Raw genomic sequence first — 21175 nt, 5'->3', positions numbered from 1 at the left:
CGCGACAGGCCTGCATCCCTGCGCCGCTCAGGGCAATGCGGACTCCAGCGCATCGTCGCCCAGCGCGTGCGCCTGCATCAGCCGCCGGCTGCCGGCATTCAGGCCTTTGACCTGGACCTCCAGCCCATGGTGGCGCAGCCGCTGTACCACCTTGTCCAGCGCCGCCACCGCGGTGATGTCCCAGAAATGCGCGCGGCTGACATCGATCACCACCGCACGACCAGGCACCTGGCGCGCGTCGAAGGCGTCGATGAACACGTCGGCCGAGGCGAAGAACACCTGCCCGCGCACGTGGTAGGTGCGCACGCCATCGTCGCCGTCGCTGTGCGTGATCTGCAGCAGCCCGGCCACCTTGAAGGTGAAGAACACACCGCTCAGCACCACGCCCACCGCCACGCCGGCGGCCAGGTTGCGGGTGGCCAGGGTCACCGCCACGGTGGCCAGCATCACCACGCTGGAGGTGCGCGGATGGGTGACCACGGTGCGCAGCGAACGCCAGTCGAAGGTCTCGGCCGAGACCATCACCATGATCGCCACCAAGGCGATCACCGGTACCTGCGAGACCCATGGCTTGAGCAGCACCATCAGGATCAGCAGGAACACGCCGGCGAACAGGGTCGAGAGACGGCCGCGCCCGCCGTACTTCACGTTGCCCACGGTCTGCCCGATCATGCCGCAGCCGGCGATGCCGCCGAACAGACTGGCAGCGGTGTTGGCCAGGCCCAGCCCGGTGCACTCGCGGTTCTTGTTGCTCGGAGTGTCGGTGAGTTCGTCGACCACGCGTGCGGTCATCAGCGATTCGAGCAGCCCCACCATCGCGATGGCCAGCGCCGGCAAGGCGATGATGCGCAAGGTCTCCAGCGTCAGCGGCACCGCCGGCCATTGCAGGAATGGCAGCGCGTCGGGCAGCTTGCCCAGGTCGGCCACCGTCTCCAGCGGCAGATGCAGGGCCGAGCCCAGCAGCGTCAGCACCAGGATGCACAGCAACGGCGACGGAATCGCCGACACGCCCGGCAGCGGCAGCCGTGGCAGGCCGTAGATGATGAGCAGGCCCAACGCCAACATGCCCCAGGTGGCCAGGTTGGCGTGCTGCAGATGTGGCAGCTGCGCTGCAAAGATCAGCACCGCCAATGCATTGACGAAGCCGGTGCGCACCGAGCTGCTGACAAAGCGCATCAGCACGCCCAGCCGCAACAGGCCGAACAGGATCTGCACCGCACCGGCCAGCAGCCCGGCCGCCAGCAGATAGGGCAAGCCGTGTGCGGCCACCAGCGGTGCGGCCACCAGGGCCACCGACCCGGCCGCGGCGGAAATCATCGCCGGGCGCCCGCCGAAGACCGCGATGACGATCCCGATCACGAACGACGCGAACAGCCCCACCTGCGGGTCGACACCGGCCACGAACGCAAAGGCGATCACTTCGGGAATCAGCGCAAAGGTGGCGACCGCACCGGCCATCAGTTCGCGCGCAGGCGAGGCGCGCCATTGCGCCAGTTCGGCACGCAGGAAAGACATTGGAAGACACTCCGGGGACAGAAAGGACAGCCTGCGGACAGGCCACAACGACGATAGTGTGCGCGAAAGCGAACCGGCCCGCAGCCGGCGTGTGATCGGTGCGGCAATGCGCCTTTCTGTGGGCCGGATCACGCCAAACGACGCAGCCGCGGACCAAGATGCCCCCCTCACCGGGTTCGGGTGTCGAGCCGGGTTCGCTAGGGAGACCACCATGTCCATCTTCAGGACTGCACGTACGCTCGCACTGGCCACGGCGCTGGCGCTCGCCGCCGCACCGGCCTTCAGCTACTCCATCAGCAACAACAAGATCGTCGACGACAGCGGCAAGGTGGTCCAGCTCAAGGGCGTCAACGTGTTCGGCTTCGAGACCGGCAACCATGTCATGCATGGCCTGTGGGCACGCAACTGGAAGGACATGATCAACCAGATGCAGGGCCTGGGCTTCAACGCCGTGCGTCTGCCGTTCTGCCCGGCCACCCTGCGCAGCAGCACGATGCCGACCAGCATCGATTACAGCCTCAATGCCGATCTGCAGGGCCTGAGCTCGCTGCAGATCCTGGACAAGGTGATCAACGAATTCAACGCACGCGGCATGTACGTGCTGCTGGATCACCACACCCCCGACTGCGCTGCCATCTCCGAGCTCTGGTACACCGGCTCGTATTCCGAAGCGCAGTGGCTGGACGATCTGCGCTTTGTCGCCAACCGCTACAAGAACGTGCCCAGCGTGATCGGCCTGGACCTGAAGAACGAGCCGCACGGTGCCGCGACCTGGGGCACCGGCAACGCGGCCACCGACTGGAACAAGGCCGCCGAGCGCGGTTCGGCCGCGGTACTGGCGGTGGCGCCCAAATGGATCATCGCGGTGGAAGGCATCACCGACAATCCGGTCTGCTCGACCAATGGCGGCATCTTCTGGGGCGGCAATCTGCAGCCGCTGGCCTGCACCCCGTTGAACATTCCGGCCAACCGGCTGCTGCTGGCACCGCATGTGTACGGGCCGGACGTGTACGCGCAGGCGTACTTCAACGACAGCACGTTCCCCAACAACATGCCTGCGATCTGGGACCGTCACTTCGGCCAGTTCGCCGGCACGTATGCGCTGCTGCTGGGCGAATTCGGCGGCAAGTACGGCGAAGGCGACGCACGCGACAAGGTCTGGCAGGACGCGCTGGTGCAGTACCTGCGCAGCAAGGGCATCAACGAAGGCTTCTACTGGTCGTGGAATCCCAACAGCGGCGACACCGGCGGCATCCTGCGCGACGACTGGACCAGCGTGCGCGAAGACAAGATGGCGCTGCTGCGGACGCTGTGGGGCACGCTGAGCAGCACCACGCCGGCGCCCGCACCCACTCCGACTCCGACTCCCACGCCGACACCGACACCGACACCCAGCGGCAGCTTCAGCACCAAGGTGAGCGTGGACAGCCAGTGGAACGGCGGCTACTGCAATCGCGTGCAGGTCACCAATACCGGCACCGCCAGCGGCACCTGGGCGATCTCGCTGCCGGTCACCGGCACCGTCAACAATGCCTGGAACGTCACCTGGTCGCAGAGCGGCAGCACGCTCAAGGCCAGCGGCGTGGACTTCAACCGCACCCTGGCGGCCGGTGCGACGGCCGAGTTCGGCTTCTGCGCGGCAGGCTGATGCATGCGGCGGGCACGCAGCGCGTGTCCGCCATTGCGTCGATGGATCAATGCTCCTGACGTCGTAGGAGCGCACCCGGGCGCGACCAGGCGTTACCGGTAACGCCCGGGCGCGCCCGGGTGCGCTCCTACATTGCAGTGGCGTGTTGCTGCATTGTCCAAGCGAACGCTGCCGCAATTAGCATTCAACCCGCATGCGAATCAGCCGCTATCCATGACATAGCGCCGTGTGCGCGTTCTGGATCTCGTTGCCATGCCTGTCGTGTCCCTGTTGCGTCGTCACGTTGCCAATCTCCCGCTCACCCGCAAGTTCGTCCTGCTGTGCAGCTTGTTGACGGTGGGCGTGATCCTGCTGGCAGTGGCCGCGGCACGCCTGCAGTATCTGGACCTGATCGAGGCGCGCAAGCTCAGCGTCAAGACCGAGGTGGAGATGGGCCTGACCGTGATGCAGCACTATGCCGACAAGGCCAAGGCCGGCGAACTGACGGTCGAACAGGCCAAGGAAGCTGCGCGCACCACGCTGGCGGACATGCGCACCAACGACGGCGTGGACTACTTCTTCATCGTCGACCCGCAGATGCGCATCCTGATGCATCCCAAGCGCGCCGTCGGCACCGACATGAGCGACTACAAGAGCGATGCCGGGCAGTACGTCTATCGTGACATCAAGACCGCGATCGAGCGCGGCGACGGCTTCAGTTACTACGATGCGCCCAAGCCGGGCAAGCAGGAACAGCTGCCCAAGATCAGCTATGCCAAGACCTTTCCGGCCTGGAACTGGGTGCTGGTGATGGGCGTGTACGCCGAGGACATCCAGGTGCAGGCCTGGGGCTTCACCCGCACCCTGACCTTGATCGGCGGCGCCCTGGTGGCCATGGTGATCGGCCTGTGCTGGTTGATCGCCTCGGCGATGGCGGCACCGCTGCGCGCAGCATCGCGCACCGCCGAGGCGATTGCCTCGGGCCGCTTCGATAACGATATCCGGGTCGAGTCGCGCGACGAGACCGGTCAGCTGATGCACAGCATGCAGCAGATGCAGACCCAGTTGCAGCGCTTCAACGGCGAGATGCAGACCATGATCCGGCTGCAGCAGGGCGAGAACATCGCGCACCGCATTCCGGAGGATTTCCCCGGCGATTACGGCACCCTGGCGCACGGCGTGAACACGGTGGTATTCGAGCATCTGGATGCCATCAACGAGGCGATGGACCTGATGGGCGAGTATGGCCGTGGCGATCTGCGCCGCGACATGCGCCGCCTGCCCGGCCAGCGCGCGGCGCTGCATGAGGCGCTGGATACGGTGAAGGGCAATCTGTCGGCGATCAACAGCGACATCGCACGCCTGGCCGATGCGGCCGCGCGCGGCGACTTCTCCGCACGCGGCGAGCAGGCGCGCTACCAGTTCGCGTTCGCCGAGATGGTGCAGGCCTTGAACCGGCTGATGCAGCAGGCCGATGCAGGCCTGGACGATGTCGGCCGCATCATGGCCGCGATTGCCGATGGCGACCTGTCGCAGCGGGTGGAATCGCATTACGAGGGCGCATTCGGCCGCCTGGCCAATGCGGCCAACCGCACCGCGATCCAGCTGACCACCATCGTGCAGGGCATCCAGCACTCGGCCGAGATGATCAACACCGCCGCCGGCGAGATCGCCAGCGGCAATGCCGACCTGTCCACGCGTACCGAGCATCAGGCCGCGAACCTGGAAGAAACCGCCGCGTCGATGGAAGAACTCACCTCCACCGTGCGCCAGAACGCCGACAACGCGCGCCAGGCCAATCAGCTGGTCAAGGGCACCGGCGAGGTGGCCGAGAGCGGTGGGCGCGTGGTGCAGGAAGTGGTCACCACCATGCAGGCGATCACGCAATCGTCGGCGCGCATCTCCGACATCATCGGGGTGATCGACGGCATCGCGTTCCAGACCAATATCCTGGCCCTGAACGCGGCGGTGGAAGCGGCACGCGCTGGTGAGCAGGGCCGCGGATTTGCGGTGGTGGCCACCGAAGTGCGCGCACTGGCGCAGCGTTCGGCCGGCGCCGCCAAGGAGATCAAGCAGCTGATCTCCGATTCGGTGGAAAAAGTGGCGCAGGGCTCGGACCTGGTGCAGCAGGCCGGCAGCACGATGACCGAGGTGGTCAGCTCGGTGAAGCGGGTGACCGACATCATGGCCGAGATCACCGCCGCCAGCACCGAGCAAAGCGCCGGCATCGAGCAGGTCAGCACCACGGTGATGCAGCTGGATGAAATGACCCAGCAGAACGCGGCGCTGGTGGAAGAAGCCACCGCCGCGGCACGCAGCATGGAAGATCAGGCGGCGGATCTGACGCGCGCCGTGGCAGTGTTCCGCCTGGTGCCGCAGCAGGCTGCGCTGCCGCAACGGCGCTCGGTCGTGCAGGCGGCTTGATCGATGGGGTGATCGCCCGCGCCCCTGCGCGGCGGGAAGAGACGGCAGGCACGCCACTGGTGCGCCTGCCTGGGAGCAGCGGATCGGGGGCGGCGGATCGGGGGGCGCGGTGATCCGGACAACGCACGCCCCTGTCCTGCTCGTAACCATGCGCACCGACCCTTCTGACGGGTCCTTGCCTGCCCACGGTCGCGGGAGCTTACGCGGCATGGATGCCGCCTAGGAGCTGACAGGGACGTACTTGCAGCGTGTCCCCGCGATGGTGGGCGGGCAAGGGACCTGCAGCCAGGCCGCAGATCAGCCGCTGTGCAATCGACGCTTCCATACGGTTATCGCCTCTAAACACGACAGGGATCTAGAGCTTCAACGCCGCGGACAGTGACCATCGATCGATGCGATTGCATTGCCAGCGCCACATCGATCCGTGCAACGCGCACTTCTGACTGACGCGACTTTATGGGCAGGGCATGCCCTCATCCGCCCTGCGGGCACCTTCTCCCAGAGGGAGAAGGGAGTGTTCCTGGTTGATGCAGCTTTGCTGGTCGGCTATGCCCTCATCCGCCCTTCGGGCACCTTCTCCCGGAGGGAGAAGGGAGTGTTCGTGGTTGATGCAGCTTTGCGAGTCGGCCATGTCCTCATCCGCCCTGCGGGCACTGTCTCCCGGAGGGAGAAGGGTGTGTTCCTGGTTGATGCAGCTTTGCGGGTCGGCCGTGTCCTCATCCGCTCTTCGGGCACCTTCTCTCAGGGGGAGAAGGGAGTGGTGCTGGATGCATTGCGTCAGCGCGAGGCGTCGCGTCCGGTGGGGGCGGTGGCGTTGCCGCAGCGGGCGCGTTTGGCGGCGTACATCGCTTCGTCTGCCGCATGCATCAGGCTGGCAGCGTCGGCGTGCTGGCCGTGTTGCCAGGCGACGCCGATGCTTGGGTGGATCGGCAGATGCTGCTCCCCGAACACGGCGCCCGCTGCGGCCGCGGTGCGAATCCGTTCTGCCATTGCGGCGCATTCGGTCTGCGGATCCTGCAGGTCGTCCAGCAACACCACGAACTCGTCGCCGGCCAGGCGTGCCACCAGATAGCGGCTGCCTGCGGCCTGCTGCAGGCAGCGGCCGAAGGCGACCAGCACCGCGTCGCCGGCACGGTGGCCATGGACGTCGTTGATGCGTTTGAAGCCGTCCAGGTCCAGGAACATCACCGCGACCGCGCACTGCTGCTGTTGCGCCTGGGTCACCGCGACCTGCAGCGCCTCGGACCAGGCGTGGCGATTCGGCAGGCCGGTCAGGGCATCGCGGGTGGCGCGTTCGTGCATCAGCCGGTGCAGGGACTTGTGCGCAGTGACATCGTGCGCCATCAGGAAGAATCCCTGCGCCTGCGTCGCCGTGCCCTGCACTTCCGGCACCAGGGTGATTTCCACATCGCGCGGTGTCGCACCGCCACGCAGGACGTGTTCGAAGCTGGCCCGTTGCCCGGTGCTCACCTGCGCCAGCGCAGCGCGCGCGTCCGCACCGAGGTCCTCGCCCAGCACCTGGGTGATCGTGGAGCCGACCAGGCTGGCCGGCTCCACGCCGAGCCAGTCGCGATGCGCCTGGTTGGCGAACAGGCAGCGCTGGGCGGCATCGTAATGCCCCACCAGGGTGGGCGTGGCATCGCTGATCGCACGCAGCCGCGCTTCGCTTTCGGCCAGGCGTTCTGCGGCGACATGGCGTTCGGTCACGTCCTGGATCTGCGAGACGAAATGCACCGGCGCGCCGCTGCTGTCGCGCACCAGCGACACCGACAGCTGCGCCCAGATCAGCGCGCCCTGCTGGCTGATGTAGCGCTTGGCCAGGCTGTAGTTGTCGCGTTTGCCGTCGATCAGCTCTTCCACCAGGCGCAGGTCCACATCCAGGTCGTCCGGATGCGTGATGGTCTGGAAGGTGGTGCGCAACAACTGCTCGCGCGGATATCCCAGGATGCTGCACAGCGACGGGTTGACGTCGCGCCAGGCGCCGTCCAGCGAGACGATCGCCATGCCCTGCGGGGCGGTTTCGAACGCCCCCCTGAAGTGTTCCGCCGCCAGCTGCGCGGCGGCCTGCGCCTGCAGCTCGGCGGTGACGTCGATGGCCATGGCCAGGTAGCCGGACACCCCCTGCTGCGCGTCGTGGATGATGTTGAAGCACAGCCGCACGCGCCGCAGTCCGCCGTCTTTTCGCACCAGGGTCCAGATTTCTTCTTCCAGCTGATCGCCCGCGGCGGCGGCGGCCAGCTTGAGGTAGGACGGCGGCGACAACGCCAGCGTGGCCATGTGCCGCTCCAGCTCGGCCGGCAGATGGAACTGCGCCGGGCAGCTGCCCACCACCTCGTCCGCCGCGTAGCCCAGCAGGCGCTCGGCACCGGGATTGAACAATTCGATGCGCCCGTTCGGATCGAACGCGATGATCGCCACATCCTGCGAAGCGTCCACCAGCGACTGCAGGCGTGCGCGCTCGCCCGCCAACGCAGCCGAGGCATCGCGCAGTTGGGTGATGTCATGCATCACGCACACCGCCCCCAGGGCAACGCCCTGGTCGCTGACCACCGGATCGGCATTGCACAGCACGCTGCGTGCCGGCTGGCCGGTGGAGCGGATCACCATCTCGGCATTGCGCACGTGCTCGCCGGCCCAGGCGCGTACCAGCGGAATGGCCTCGGTGGGCAGCAGCGCACTGCCGTCGGCAGTGTAGAGGTCGAAGTGCTGCGCCCATTGCGATGGCGGCAACAGGCGCGGATCGGTGCCGTGCCATTGCCGCGCGGCGTGGTTGAACTCATGCAGCAGCCCGTCGCTGTCGCAGGACACCACGCCATCGGGCATGGCTTCCAGCAGGCGGCTCAGGGTCTGCCGCTGCGCTTGCGCGGCCAGCCGGTCGCGGCGCGCCTCCAGTTGGCTGACCGCCTGACGCGCCAGACGGATCAGGCCCTGCTTCTGGCTCTCGTCGAGCAGGCGCGACTGGGTGCTGAGCGTACACAGGGTGCCGTAGGCATAGCCTTCGCGGCCGATCAGCGGCACGCCCACATACGAGCGTACCCCTGGCGCGGCGGTGACCAGCGGGTTGCGCGCAAAACGCGCATCGGCCACGGCATCGGGCACTTCCAGCAGCTCGGTCCCCATCACCGTATAGGAACAGAACGACATGGCGCGCGGGGTGCCTTCCAGATCGGTGCCGCAACGTGCCTTGAACCACTGGCGGTCGGCGTCCAGCAGCGACACCAGCGCCATCGGGGCGCCGGTGATGTGTGCAGCCAGCCAGGCGATATCGTCGAACTCGGCCTCCGGCTCGGTGTCCAGCACCCCCAACCGACGTACCGCCTCCACGCGCAAGGCGTCGTCGGCGGGAACGGGCACGGGCGGCAACAGGACGGTCATGGCGTGGTCGGCAGGTCAGGTCTGGGCAAGGTAGGTCGCCCCAGGTAACGGCGAAGCGACGGGCAACTTGAGCATGTGCGGCCGGGCCTGCTTGATGGCTGGTCGGCGCGCGGTCGCAGTGCCCGCCGGCCGATCCGCTGGCATCTGAATGTCGCAAGGCTTCGCTGCTCGGCCCGGTGCACTTGCCGTGCCTGCGCAATCGACCGCGCCCGGCGGGGGAGCGAATGACCCAGGCCACCTGCACCCGCCTTGCCGTCAGGCCCGGTGTGGGATCGGGGGGCCGCTCCGGCACCCCCGAAGGTGCCCGGTCCGACCGCCGCGCCCTGGCCGACGCCCAAGCCGGCCTCGTTCACCTGCCGCCCTGCCGGCACCCGCACATGCCCCCCCTGCCGGACAGCATTTGCGACGCCGCCAGCCAGCCACTACCCTCGGCCGATTGTCTTGCCCCTGGAGTGTCACATGCTGCGTCCGCTGTCCCTGTTGATCGCCGGTGTGCTCGGCGCCGCTGCCGGTCCCGTTGCCCCCGCCATCGCGGCCGCCCCGGCCAGCCTGTCCAAGCCCGCGGCCAGCAGTGCCATCCCCGAGATCGGCTACACCCGCTTCACCCTGCCCAACGGCCTGACCGTGGTGGTGCACGAAGACCACAAGGCGCCGGTGGTGGCAGTGAGCATCTGGTACCACATCGGTTCCGGTGACGAGCCGGCCGGCAAGACCGGCTTTGCGCACCTGTTCGAGCACCTGATGTTCTCCGGCTCGGAAAACAACAAGGGCAGCTTCTTTGCGCCGCTGGAAAAGGTCGGCACCACCGACATGAACGGCACCACCTGGTTCGACCGCACCAACTACTTCGAGACCGTGCCGACCACTGCGCTGGACACCGCGCTGTGGCTGGAATCGGACCGCATGGGCCACCTGCTTGGCGCGATCGGCCAGGAAGAACTCGACACCCAGCGCGGCGTGGTGCAGAACGAGAAGCGCCAGGGCGAGAACCGCCCCTACGGCCGCGTGGACCAGAACATCCTGTCCAACCTGTTCCCGGCCAACCATCCGTACCAGCACGACACCATCGGCTCGATGGAAGACCTGGACGCGGCCTCGCTGGCCGACGTCAAACAGTGGTTCAACGACAACTACGGCGCCGCCAACACCACCCTGGTGCTGGCCGGCGACATCACCGTGGCGCAGGCGCGCGCCAAGGCGCTGCAGTACTTCGGCGACATCCCGTCCGGCAAGCCGGTGGCGCGCCAGCAGCCCTGGGTGACCCCGCTGGCCGCGCAGAAGCGTGGCGTGCAGCACGACCACGTCTCGCAGCCGCGCATCTACCGCACCTGGGTGGCGCCGCAACTGGGCAGCGATGCGGCGATCCAGCTGGATCTGGCCACCACCGTGCTCGGCGGCGGCAAGACCTCGCGGCTGTATCAGCGCCTGGTCTACCAGGACAATCTGGTCGATGACGTGTCGGCGGCGATCCAGCCGTTCGCGCTGTCCAGCCAGGTGCAGATCCAGGCCGACGTGAAGGACGGCGTGGACCCGGCCAAGGTGGAGGCGATCATCGACGAGGAACTCAGGAAGTTCATCGCCCAGGGCCCGACCGCCGACGAACTGCAGCGCGCGCAGGTGGCCTACCGCGCCGGCTTCGTGCGCGGGCTGGAAAAGGTCGGCGGCTTCGGTGGCAAGGCGGTGATCCTGGCCGAGGGCCAGGTCTATCGCGGCGACCCGGGCGCCTACAAGCAGGATCTGCAGCGCGGCCAGGCCGCCACCGTGGACAGCGTCAAGCAGACCGCCGCCACCTGGTTCGGCAAGGGCGACTACCTGCTCACCGTGCTGCCGGCCGGCAAGGGCTTCGACCCCGCCGCCGAAGACAAGGCGGTGGTCGCCCGTGGTGCCGAACCCGGCAAGCCGGCGCCCAAGCTGCCGGCCGCCGGCAAGTACAACGTCACCGCCTCCACACTGGACCGCGGCAAGGGCGTGCCGCAGACCAGCCAGTTCCCCGACCTGAGCTTCCCGCAATTGCAGCGCGGCAAGTTGAAGAACGGCATCGAGGTGATCCTGGCCGAGCGCCACACCATTCCGGTCACCCAGGTGGAGCTGCTGTTCGATGCCGGTTATGCGGCCGACCAGGGCAACAAGCTCGGTACCGCCAGCTTCAGCGCCGCGCTGATGAACGAGAGCACCGCGGCGCTGGATTCGGTGGAAGTGGCGCAGCGTCGCCAGCGCCTGGGCGCGATCACCGCGGTCGGCTGCGACCTGGACAGCTGCAGCGCCTCGCTGGATGCGCTCAACGACCAGCTGCAGCCGTCGCTGCAATTGTTCGCCGACATCGTGCGCAACCCGGCCTTCAAGGCTGCCGACATCGAGCGCATCCGCGGCCAATGGCTGGCCGGCATTGCGCAGGAAAAGACCCAGCCCAACAGCCTGGCGTTGCGTGCGCTGCCGCCGTTGCTGTTCGGCCAGAACCACCCCTACGGCATCCCGCTCACCGGCAGCGGCACCGAGGCGGCGATCAAGAGCCTCAATGCCCAGGACCTGCAGGCCTTCCACCGCCAGTGGCTGCGTCCGGACAACCTGCGCATCCTGGTGGCCGGCGACACCACGCTGGCGCAGATCATCCCGCAGCTCGATGCCGCCTTCGGCGACTGGAAGGCGCCGGCAACGCCCCTGCCGAAGAAGAACCTGGTCAACGTCGCTGCGCAGCCCAAGCCGCGCGTCTACCTGATCAACCGGCCGGATGCGCCGCAGTCGGTGATCCTGGCCGGCCTGCTCGCACCGTCCACCAAGGCGCCGGACAACCTGGCGATCGGCGTGGCCAACGGTGCCTTCGGCGGCACCTTCACCTCGCGCCTGAACATGAACCTGCGCGAGAACAAGCGCTGGGCCTACGGCGCCGGCACCCGCATGCTGGATGCGCAGGGCCAGCGGCCGTACATGTTCTCCGCGCCGGTGCAGACCGACAAGACCGCCGAGTCGGCCAACGAGATCCTCAAGGAAGCCACCGCGGTCATCGGCGACAAGCCGCTGACCTCCGACGAGATCGAGAAGATCAAGAACCAGCGCATCCGCGCGCTGCCCGGCAGCTTCGAAACCACCGGCGCGGTGCTGGGTGCGATCGAGGGCATCGTGCAGTTCGACCGCCCCGACGATTACGTGCAGACGCTCAAGCCGCGCCTGGAAGCGATCGACCAGCCGGCCGCGCAGGCCGCCATCAAGGAAATCATCGCCCCCAATGCGATGACCTGGGTGATCGTGGGCGACCTGAAGAAGATCGAGGCCCCGGTGCGGGCGCTCAAGCTGGGTGAGGTGCAGGTGCTGGACGTGGACGGCAAGCCGGTCAAGCGCTGAGGCTGGTCAGTCGCACACCGACGGCGCGGCCTGCAAGCCGCGCCGTCGCCAGGTGCGCGGTACGCAATGGCGTGTGTGCGTCTCAGTACCCGGCTCCTGCGCGCAAGACGCAGGCGGCCCACGCGGGCTGGCAAGCTGGCCCCCGGCGCTTCAGCCCGCCGGTTCCTGCTTCCTCGCCTGCGCAGTGCGACAGGGATGCGGATCCGGATCCGCCCGTGAGGTCACGCCAGGGCGCGTGGCCGATATCCACGCCGCGTTATCGGCAGCGCCGGTATCGTGGCATCTTTCTCGTTCGCGCTTGCCCGGCTTATTCGATGAAGCACATGCCCCCGGCTGACGAAGCCTCTCGCCAACAGGTCCTGGACGGCTATCGCATCGTCGACAGCCTGCCCGAGGACACCTACCAAGACATCGTGCAGGTGGCGGCCTCGCTGTGCGACACACCGATCGCCCTGATGTCGCTGGTCGACCGTGACCGCCAATGGTTCAAGGCCCAGCTCGGCCTGGGCATGCAGCAGACCGACCGCAGCCAGGCGGTGTGCGATCACGCCATCCGCAGCCCAGAGCAACTGATGGAAGTGCCCGACCTCACCCAGGACAGCCGCTTTGCGGACGTCTCGGTCGTCACCGGCGAGACCGGTGCGCGCTTCTATGCCGGCATGCCCCTGGTCACCTCCGACGGCGTGGCCTTGGGCACGGTCTGCGTGCTCGACACCGAGCCGCGCACGCTCACCGACATGCAACGCACCGGGCTGCAGGCATTGGCACGCGTCACCATGCGCCTGCTGGACGAGCGCAAGCGCGAGTTGCAGCTCGAGCGCGAAGCGATCCTGCAGCCGGTGGCACCGGTTGCCATCGCGGCGGCCGCCGACACCGGCTATTACCTGGTGATCCTGGAAGTGCAGGAACTGGCCGCGCTGGCCGAAAAACAAAGCGAGCGGCTGCTGGGCCGCGCCTTGCAACAGCTCGACCAGGCCCTGGCAGCGCAGGCACAAGCCGACGGCGACAGCGTGGACCGGGTGACCGACAGTGCAGAATTCATCGCCGTGCTGCGCGGCGCAGATGCCGACCAGAAGCTGCAGCGCCTGCGCGATATCGCCCACCAACAGCATGCCCACGGCCTGACGGTGCTGATTGGCCAGGCGCAGGCAACCCGCGGCGACGAGCCGATCGGGCAAGTGTTCCTACGTGCCGAAGTCGCGCTGAGCGCGGAGAAGGACCGTTACCGCCAGAGTCTGGCGCAGGACGGACTCAGCGCCTGATGTAGCGCGGGCGGCAGCCCGGCTGCCGGCTGATCCGCCGTTTCATAGACGTGCCCTCACACCTTCCGCTGCGCGCCTCCAACCGCGCTTGCGGCGCGGGCGCTCCAAGGCACACGCGCCCTCGCTGCGAAAGCCGTGCCTTCTCGCCCCGGCGGGGGGGGCTAGTTGCGATATCTGACGAAGACTGCCTACTTCTTCAATTACTGCCTTACTGCTTCAATTCCTGTCGGGACACTTTCCTTCTCCCACCGGGAGAAGGGAAGCGCAGCGCCGGATGAGGGTGCGGTTGCTACGCGCTCGTGCGGCGCGCTTGGCGTGCAAGCTTTCATAGCTCCTGGCTGTCTCCGACCACACCAACTTCCTCACTCGTCCACTTCCACTTCGCGCGGCGACCAGGTGATTGAGCGGTGTGGGTGAGTCGGCTGCAGAGCCGCGGAGCTGCGGTTTGGCTGCAGGGTCCTTGCCCGCCCACCATCGCAGGACACGCCGCAAGTACGTCCTTGTAGGCTCTTACGCGGCATCCATGCCGCGTAAGAGCCCGCGACGGTGAGCGGGCAAGGACCAGTCGGGATGGTCGGTGTGCATGGCAAGAGCGGTGCCGGATGCGTCTTGTTCGATCATCGAAGCGTCGGCTCCAGGTCTGATGCACACCGCACGACAGACAGCTTTTCAGATGAGCGCCGACCAACTATCTGGTGCGGTGCCCTCGCCGGTTGCGGGACCGTGTGGCGGCATGGATGCCGCCACCGAGCCCCCAGGGACGGGTTCACGGCCTGTCCCGCAAGCGGTGAGGGCGCCGCGCACGCGACTTACCGAGCTGTTGACTACACCCAGATACCGCGACGCCCTGACATTCAGTCGTCTTGTCAGCAGCGTTCTAAAGGTGCTGTCAGCCACCTACAGCGCAGCGCAGGCAAACGCGCTCCCCGAACCACTCACCCGATCGCGCACTGCTTCAACTGGCGGTCCGCATACCACAGCGCGCGGCGGGCCAGGTCATAGGCACTATCGGCCTGGCGCGGCAGCATCTGCGCGGCCATCACCGGGTCGGCGCCATTGTTCAAGGCGTGCTCGGCGCGTTCCAGGTCGCCCAGATGCGCGCGCACCGGCGACAACAGGGATTTGCGTTTGGACGCATCGCAACGCGCGCTGCGTTGTTCCAGCGCTGCCAGCGCCTCGCGGATACGGCGGCTGGCTTCGCCCTTGAGGTCGGGCGGCGTCTCGTGCGCGATTGGCGCGGCCTTGTAGGCATCGCCGGTCGCTTCGCTGCCCATCTCGGCCTGGTTGCCGGCCAACGCGGGGTTAAAGCGCACATCCGGCGGTGGCCGCGCCTTGGCCACCTGCGTCTGCGGCCCGTTGAGCATGTCGTTGAACTTCTTCATGCCGCGATTCATTTCCTGCATCGCCACATCGCCCAGCGTGCCGTCGCTCTTCCAGTCCTTGGCAAAGCGCGTGTCCTGGTACTGCACCGGATTGACCCGTTCCATCACGTTGCGCGCCTTGGCCTGCGCGCGTTCGTCGGTCATGCCCGGCGGCGCTGCACCGGGCTGCGCCATCGGGTCGACCTGCGCGTCACGCGGCATGCGCAAGCGGCCTTGCCCGGTGTAGAGCTGGGCCGCCATCGACTCGCCAGCCGGCGCATTGGCGGCTGCCACCTGCCGCTGCGGCGGCGGGGTGCGTGTCGGTGGTGGCGCAGTGCGGGCGGATGAGGCCGCGGCCGGCGCAGCGCGCGGTGTGGGCTGGCGTTGCGGCGGCGGCGTCACCGGCAGCGTCAATTGCGGACGCGGCACGAAATACACCTGCAAACTGTCGTCGCGTCGCACCGGGTCGCGCGGCGGCGGCATGTAGAGCAACAGACAGGCAAGAAAGAACAGGATGGCGCCCGTGCATGCGACAGCAGCGACATGCGGGACAAGCGTTTCCTTCCTGCGGGTAATCACAATGCGGGAGACCGATGAGATGGGGGATGCGTGCGCGCACCGTGAACCCGGTGCAGGATGCGCAAATCTAGCGGGCGCGGCGCCAGCGCGCGTTTGAAATTCGTTGTTTGGGCGGCAAACGCCAGCCGCCATTCACATTGGCAAGCACGGCGGGTCGTTGCGGCGCCTGCCAACGGCCTCAGCCACTGCCCCAACGGCACGCATCCTTCCTGCCGTGCACCGGGCGCACGCCCATCGCGACCGACCACGCTCGCCGGGCGCGGGACGTGCCCGCCTCAGCCGTCCTCCGAGCGGTACAGCCGCTGGCAGACCTCGCAGAAGAATGCCCGCCGCCCGGCCTTGCCCAGGTGCTTGCGATACTGCAACGGCGCGCCATCGCGCGGGCAGCTGGTTTTGGTATGCACCTGGTAATGCTTCTTCAACACGAAGGCTTTTTTCCAGGTGTAGAAATCGAAACTGTACGCGCGCGCCTGGGTGACCAGCTCGCCAAGCTTGCGCGCCGGCAACGCACCCACCGGGCTTTCCGGATGCACACGGATGCGATGCAGCACTTCGTTCTTGATGATGTTGCCGACGCCGGCAAAGATGTCCTGGTCCAGCAATGCATCGGCGGCGAGCATGCCCGGTGCGGCGCGCAACTTGCGCCGTGCCTGCGCGCCATCCCAGTGCGGGTTCATGACATCGGCCGTCCAGTCGTAGACCTCATCCAGCGGGCGCTCGATGAACTGCACCGAGCAGGCGTAGAAATTCAGGCGCTGGCCCTTGGAAAATTCCAGACACAGGCGCGGCACCGCATTCGGCTTGTCTTCGTCGATGCGATAACTGCCGAACAACAGGAAATGGATGCGCACGCTGAACTGCGCGCACTCGATCAGGAAGTGCTTGCCCCAGCTGCGTAACGCCAGCACCTTCTGCTGCCCCAGCCGCGCGATGTCCTGCTTGCTGTTGCCGGACACGCGCAGGATCTTGCGACCGACAAACGCCTCGGTCTGTTCGCGCAGGATGACAAGGGAGGGGCCTTCTGGCATGTGCCCAGTATCGAAGTCGTCGGTGAGTCGCCCGTGAGCGCGGTGCACACGCGGCGCTGACGCGCGCGCATGCATAGAGTGCTGCCCACTGGCCTTGCGCACACCCTATGCAAGCTCGTTCATCCGTCGCCCTGCCGCGCGTGCGCTGTGGCTGCGCGGGCTGGTCGATTCCGGCCGCCGACCGCGCCGCATTCGGCGATGGCACCAGCGTCTTGCAGCGCTATGCCACACGTTTTGATGCGGTGGAAATCAACTCCTCGTTCCATCGCCCGCACCGTGCCGGGACCTATGCACGCTGGGCCGACAGCGTGCCGGAGGATTTCCGCTTTTCGGTCAAGCTGCCGCGCAGCATCAGCCACGATGCACGCCTGCAGGGCACCGGCCCATTGCTGGATGCATTCCTCGCCCAGGCTGGCGCGCTTGGCACGCGACTGGGCTGCCTGCTGCTGCAACTGCCACCCAGCGCCGTCTTCGATGCGGCAGTGGCGGCCAGGTTTTTCGCCATGCTGCGGCGGCGCTGGGACGGCGGCGTGGTCTGCGAACCGCGCCATGCCAGCTGGTTCCTGCCGCAGGCACAGGCGCTGCTGGCGCGCCACCGCATCGCACGCTGCGCCGCCGACCCGGCACCGGTGCCGGCCGCCGCCACACCGGGGACGACAGCCGGCCCGCACTACTGGCGCTGGCACGGCGCACCACGCATTTACTACAGCAGCTACGACGACAGTGCGCTGCAGGCACTGGCCGACGCGGTGCGCAAGCCGGCGCACGATGCGGCGCATCCACAGGCAGAACGCTGGGTGATCTTCGACAACACCGCCGCCGGGCTCGCGGTGCCCAACGCGCTGCAGCTGCAACGGCTGCTGCAGATCGGTCGCCAGCGCCCAGGCTGACGCAAGAACACCCAGGTGCGCCTGGACCACACGAAGACGGCAGGCCGCCTGGCGTGACCCGGCCTGCCGCCGGTGCAGCCCGGTGCGTCCACGCCGCCGCCATTCGCCGGGCGCGGGCCGCCTGACGCCCGCCATTGCCCACGTGCACCGGCTGCCGTGCACGGGCAGCGCCACCCCGCCCGTCGCTCACTCCGCTGCGCACCCGCCGCACGCTGTGGCGCGCATCTTGCAGCAATGTCGGCAATCCGACGCGGCCTGGATGCGGCTCAAGCTGCCTCGATCCGGGCCGATAGGCCTGAATCGGCAAGGCAACCGGCGCAACCACCTGCAGTCCCGCGCCCGATCGCCTTGCTGAATCCTGTCGTCTCCGTGCGAAGTCTGTCGGCCTGCCGACCCCCTCGTCCGGCCCCGCCCGCCACTTCGGTCGTTTACCATGCCGCACGTCACTGCCCGTTCTGGAGATGCCATGAGTTCTGCCGCGCCCCCGTGCTGCACGTCGCTGCTTGGCCTGTCGCTGAGCATGTTCGTGGCGCCCTGCACGCTGACCGCCGCGCCGATGGACACTCCGGTCGTCAACGCCCCGGCGGCCACCCCGCCCACGCCCGACCTGGCCTACCCGGAACTGTTCCAGGCGGTGCAGCGCGGCGAGCTGTTCGACGACCAGAAGCACTTCGTCGACTTTCTGCCGCTGCGCGACCCGGCGCTGATCAACGCCGACTATCTGGCGCAGCACGATCACCCCGGCTTTGACCTGCGCAAGTTCGTGGATGCCAATTTCGAAGAGTCGCCGCCGGTGCAGACCGACGCGATCCGCCAGGACACCGCGCTGCGCGAACACATTGACGAACTGTGGCCCAAGCTGGTGCGCAGCCAGACCCACGTGCCGCCTTACAGCAGCCTGCTGGCGCTGCCATATCCGTACGTGGTGCCGGGCGGGCGTTTCCGCGAGGTGTACTACTGGGATTCCTACTTCACCATGCTCGGCCTGGTGAAGAGCGGGCAGACCACGCTCAGCCGCCAGATGCTGGACAACTTCGCCTACCTGATCGACACCTACGGGCATATCCCCAACGGCAACCGCAGCTATTACCTGAGCCGTTCGCAGCCGCCGTTCTTCTCCTACATGGTGGAACTGCAAGCCGGCGTGGAAGGCGAAGCGGTCTACCAGCGCTACCTGCCGCAGCTGCAGAAGGAATACGCCTACTGGATGCAGGGCAGCGACGGCCTGCAGCCCGGCCAGGCCGCGCGCCATGTGGTGCGCCTGGCCGACGGCAGCCTGCTCAACCGCTACTGGGACGAGCGCGACACCCCACGCCCGGAAGCCTGGCTGCACGACACCCGCACCGCCGCCGAGGCCGGCGACCGCCCGGCCGCCGAGGTCTACCGCGACCTGCGCGCCGGTGCCGAGAGTGGCTGGGACTACACCAGCCGCTGGCTGGCCGATGGGCAGAACCTGCGCACCATCCGCACCACCGCGATCGTGCCGATCGATCTGAACAGCCTGCTGTACCACCTGGAGCGCACGCTGGCCCAGGCCTGCGCGCAGCCCGGCGCAGAATGCACGCAGGACTACGCGGCGCTGGCACTGCAACGCAAGCAGGCCATCGATGCGCATCTGTGGAACGCGGCCGGCTACTACGCCGACTACGACTGGCAGGCGCGCAAGCTCAGCGACCAGGTCACCGCTGCGGCGCTGTATCCGCTGTTCACCGGCCTGGCGACTGACGCGCATGCCAAACGCACCGCCAGCACCGTGCGTGCGCGCCTGCTGCGCCCCGGTGGCCTGGCCACCACCGCAGTGAAGACCGGCCAGCAATGGGACGAGCCCAATGGCTGGGCGCCGCTGCAATGGGTGGCGGTGGACGGCCTGCGCCGTTATGGCGAAGACGCGCTGGCGCGCACCATCGGCGAGCGCTTCCTCACCCAGGTGCAGGCGCTGTTCGCGCGCGAGCACAAGCTGGTCGAAAAATACGGGCTGGAAGCCGATGCGGCCGGCGGCGGCGGTGGCGAATACGCGCTGCAGGACGGCTTCGGCTGGACCAACGGCGTCACCTTGATGCTGTTGAACCTGTATCCGGACACCGCGACCAAGCCGGCGCCTGTCAAACGCGTGCGCAAGCCCGAGTCGGCCACGCGCTGAGGGTGCACCAGCGCTGCCGGGCACTGCCCGGCATCCGCTGGCGGCATCGCATGTCGATCAGTCGGCAGCGCCGGCCGATCACTCCGACACGCATCGCCGGATCGTTGCGTCATTGCAAGGCGCCGCAGCGTGCTCCATTGACTGCTGCTACTGCAATACCGGCCATGCGCTGCCGTCATAACCCAGCCGGTTGATACCCAGGCGCGCGTCGCCGCGGTCGTCGTAGTAGTGGTAGACCAGGATGTCGCCGTCGCCATCGCGGAACACCGATTGCCCGCCCGGCCCATGCATGCTGCCCAACCCGGACTGGATCACCGTGACGCCGCCGTTGCGCATGTCCACCCCGGCGCGATCCAGATACGGCCCGGTCACCGAGCGCGCACGCCCCACCGCAATCTTGTAGGTGCTGCTGGCGCCCTTGCAGCACGCATCGAACGACACGAACAGGTAGTACCAGCCATTGGCCTGCTGGATGAAAGGCGCCTCCACCGCGCCCGGGGACGGCCGGCTTGCCAGGCTGTAGCGCGTCGTGTTGCCGGACAGCTGCTTGCCGGTGCCGGGATCGAGCTGGATCAGCTTGATGCCCGACCAGAACGAGCCAAACGCCAGCCACCACTTGCCATTGCCATCCACCACCAGATTGCCGTCGATGGCGTTGTAGTCGTCGCTGCTCCTGGAGGTATAGACGATGCCTTGATCCTTCCACGAGCCAGGCTTGCCGGTGCTGCTGCTGGCAAGCGCAATCGCCGAGGTATTGGTGGCGAATCTGGAGGCGGTGTAATACATCAGATACTTCCCGCCATGGAAGGACACATCCGGCGCCCACAGCTGGTTGTCCGGGTTGTAGCTGCGTACCCAGCTCGGCATGCTGCTGAAGATCGCACCCGCATTGCTGAACTTGGTCCGGTCGGTACTGGTGACCACGCCGGTGGTGGCATAGATGTAGTAACGCCCGTCGCTCAGCTTGAGCATCGACGGATCGTGCACGATGGTGTCGCCGCTCACCACGCCCGGCCCCACGGCCGCGTGCGCGGGTGCGCTGTGCAAGCCAGTGGCAGCAGCGGCCAGGGCCAACCACGACGCGATCGCGTCACCACGCAGCGACATTCCAGACCAGCCCCCTTCTACTCGACTACCACCAACAACGCGCATCGCCCCGCTCCTTGAACAACGTAAAGACGTTTTCTGCAGGAGCAATCTAGCCCGGCAGCAATGCCACGAATCCGACGCCGATCTCAGAAGCACGGCGCAGGCCGGGCGGTTGTTTTATTTGCGACGTGCCTTCGTGCCGAACTGTGTAACGCAGCCGAGATTGCATACGCCGGAGCGTGGCGCGCACAGTGTCACTGCACCAGTGGCGTATCGGCGTTATCTCTTCATCGTCGTGCAGTGCGTCGATGACAACCTGCATCCATGACGCTGCAAAAAGCTACAGCACCACTTCGCCATGACGCACAGACCCTAATGGATGGTCGCCAGCTTGTGGCTGTCATCGCGCGCGACGCGCTGACTGCGCACCATGTGCGCCGCAACATCAGCGCGCCATCTGTGCAGACGCAAAGCGACTCGCACACCAGTACGCTTCGAAGACACCAGCCTGCCGCGTATCATGCGCACTCTTTCACGCATCGGGAT

10 protein-coding genes and 1 pseudogene are annotated in these 21175 nt (G+C 67.3%); 6 read left to right on the top strand and 5 right to left on the bottom strand.

The window, feature by feature from the left end:
* Window positions 1-27 precede the first annotated feature (27 nt).
* Window positions 28-1515: a SulP family inorganic anion transporter gene (locus EO139_RS07900; protein WP_126970118.1), complete on the bottom strand. Its 1488-nt coding sequence runs from the start codon at window positions 1513-1515 to the stop codon at window positions 28-30.
* 211 nt (window positions 1516-1726) lie between these two features.
* On the opposite strand from EO139_RS07900, the gene EO139_RS07895 reads away from it, so the two are divergent.
* Together EO139_RS07895 and EO139_RS07890 are read left to right on the top strand one after the other, a co-directional pair.
* Window positions 1727-3163 (top strand): glycoside hydrolase family 5 protein, encoded by a 1437-nt coding sequence (locus EO139_RS07895; RefSeq protein ID WP_126970116.1) that lies wholly within the window; start codon window positions 1727-1729, stop codon window positions 3161-3163.
* A gap of 270 nt (window positions 3164-3433) precedes the next feature.
* Complete coding sequence (locus tag EO139_RS07890; RefSeq protein ID WP_180496982.1) at window positions 3434-5566, top strand: methyl-accepting chemotaxis protein; 2133 nt, start codon at window positions 3434-3436, stop codon at window positions 5564-5566.
* 777 nt (window positions 5567-6343) lie between these two features.
* Here EO139_RS07890 and EO139_RS07880 read toward each other — a convergent pair.
* Window positions 6344-9016, bottom strand: a pseudogene (locus tag EO139_RS07880) (PAS domain S-box protein).
* Between the two features lie 384 nt (window positions 9017-9400).
* On the opposite strand from EO139_RS07880, the gene EO139_RS07875 reads away from it, so the two are divergent.
* Together EO139_RS07875 and EO139_RS07870 are read left to right on the top strand one after the other, a co-directional pair.
* Window positions 9401-12280 carry a pitrilysin family protein gene (locus EO139_RS07875; RefSeq protein ID WP_126970112.1) on the top strand — a complete coding sequence of 960 codons (2880 nt, stop codon included), beginning with the start codon at window positions 9401-9403 and terminating at the stop codon, window positions 12278-12280.
* Between the two features lie 314 nt (window positions 12281-12594).
* The gene (locus EO139_RS07870; protein WP_126970110.1) at window positions 12595-13542 is read left to right on the top strand and encodes a GAF domain-containing protein; all 948 of its coding nucleotides are present in this window, start codon (window positions 12595-12597) and stop codon (window positions 13540-13542) included.
* A 935-nt stretch (window positions 13543-14477) separates the two neighbouring features.
* Here the strand turns inward: EO139_RS07870 and EO139_RS07855 are convergent.
* Both EO139_RS07855 and EO139_RS07850 read right to left on the bottom strand, forming a co-directional pair.
* Entirely contained in the window at window positions 14478-15482 is a 1005-nt protein-coding gene (locus tag EO139_RS07855; RefSeq protein WP_164739777.1) for a hypothetical protein, read from the bottom strand.
* 275 nt (window positions 15483-15757) lie between these two features.
* Window positions 15758-16510, bottom strand: a complete 753-nt coding sequence (locus EO139_RS07850) for a DNA-formamidopyrimidine glycosylase family protein (RefSeq protein ID WP_104649252.1) — start codon at window positions 16508-16510, stop codon at window positions 15758-15760.
* A gap of 107 nt (window positions 16511-16617) precedes the next feature.
* On the opposite strand from EO139_RS07850, the gene EO139_RS07845 reads away from it, so the two are divergent.
* Together EO139_RS07845 and treA are read left to right on the top strand one after the other, a co-directional pair.
* Window positions 16618-17400, top strand: a complete 783-nt coding sequence (locus tag EO139_RS07845) for a DUF72 domain-containing protein (RefSeq protein ID WP_126970108.1) — start codon at window positions 16618-16620, stop codon at window positions 17398-17400.
* Between the two features lie 466 nt (window positions 17401-17866).
* On the top strand, window positions 17867-19540 hold the full coding sequence (gene treA, locus EO139_RS07835; RefSeq protein WP_126970106.1) for an alpha,alpha-trehalase TreA: 1674 nt from the start codon (window positions 17867-17869) through the stop codon (window positions 19538-19540).
* Window positions 19541-19687: 147 nt separating this feature from the next.
* On the opposite strand, the gene EO139_RS07830 is transcribed toward treA, so the two are convergent.
* Complete coding sequence (locus EO139_RS07830) at window positions 19688-20647, bottom strand: arabinan endo-1,5-alpha-L-arabinosidase (protein WP_126970104.1); 960 nt, start codon at window positions 20645-20647, stop codon at window positions 19688-19690.
* Window positions 20648-21175: the final 528 nt, after the last annotated feature.

This window comes from Xanthomonas sp. BRIP62411, from assembly GCF_003993525.1.
In the GTDB taxonomy this organism is placed as follows: domain Bacteria; phylum Pseudomonadota; class Gammaproteobacteria; order Xanthomonadales; family Xanthomonadaceae; genus Xanthomonas; species Xanthomonas euroxanthea.
This window is presented reverse-complemented; position numbering and strand designations above follow the sequence as displayed.

Coding starts and splice junctions, on each gene's coding strand:
- EO139_RS07845 (WP_126970108.1), top strand. CDS start 16,618: ATGCAAGCTCGTTCATCCGTCGCCCTGCCGCGCGTGCGCTGTGGCTGC.
- treA (WP_126970106.1), top strand. CDS start 17,867: ATGAGTTCTGCCGCGCCCCCGTGCTGCACGTCGCTGCTTGGCCTGTCG.
- EO139_RS07870 (WP_126970110.1), top strand. CDS start 12,595: ATGAAGCACATGCCCCCGGCTGACGAAGCCTCTCGCCAACAGGTCCTG.
- EO139_RS07850 (WP_104649252.1), bottom strand. CDS start 16,510: ATGCCAGAAGGCCCCTCCCTTGTCATCCTGCGCGAACAGACCGAGGCG.
- EO139_RS07895 (WP_126970116.1), top strand. CDS start 1,727: ATGTCCATCTTCAGGACTGCACGTACGCTCGCACTGGCCACGGCGCTG.
- EO139_RS07875 (WP_126970112.1), top strand. CDS start 9,401: ATGCTGCGTCCGCTGTCCCTGTTGATCGCCGGTGTGCTCGGCGCCGCT.
- EO139_RS07900 (WP_126970118.1), bottom strand. CDS start 1,515: ATGTCTTTCCTGCGTGCCGAACTGGCGCAATGGCGCGCCTCGCCTGCG.
- EO139_RS07830 (WP_126970104.1), bottom strand. CDS start 20,647: ATGTCGCTGCGTGGTGACGCGATCGCGTCGTGGTTGGCCCTGGCCGCT.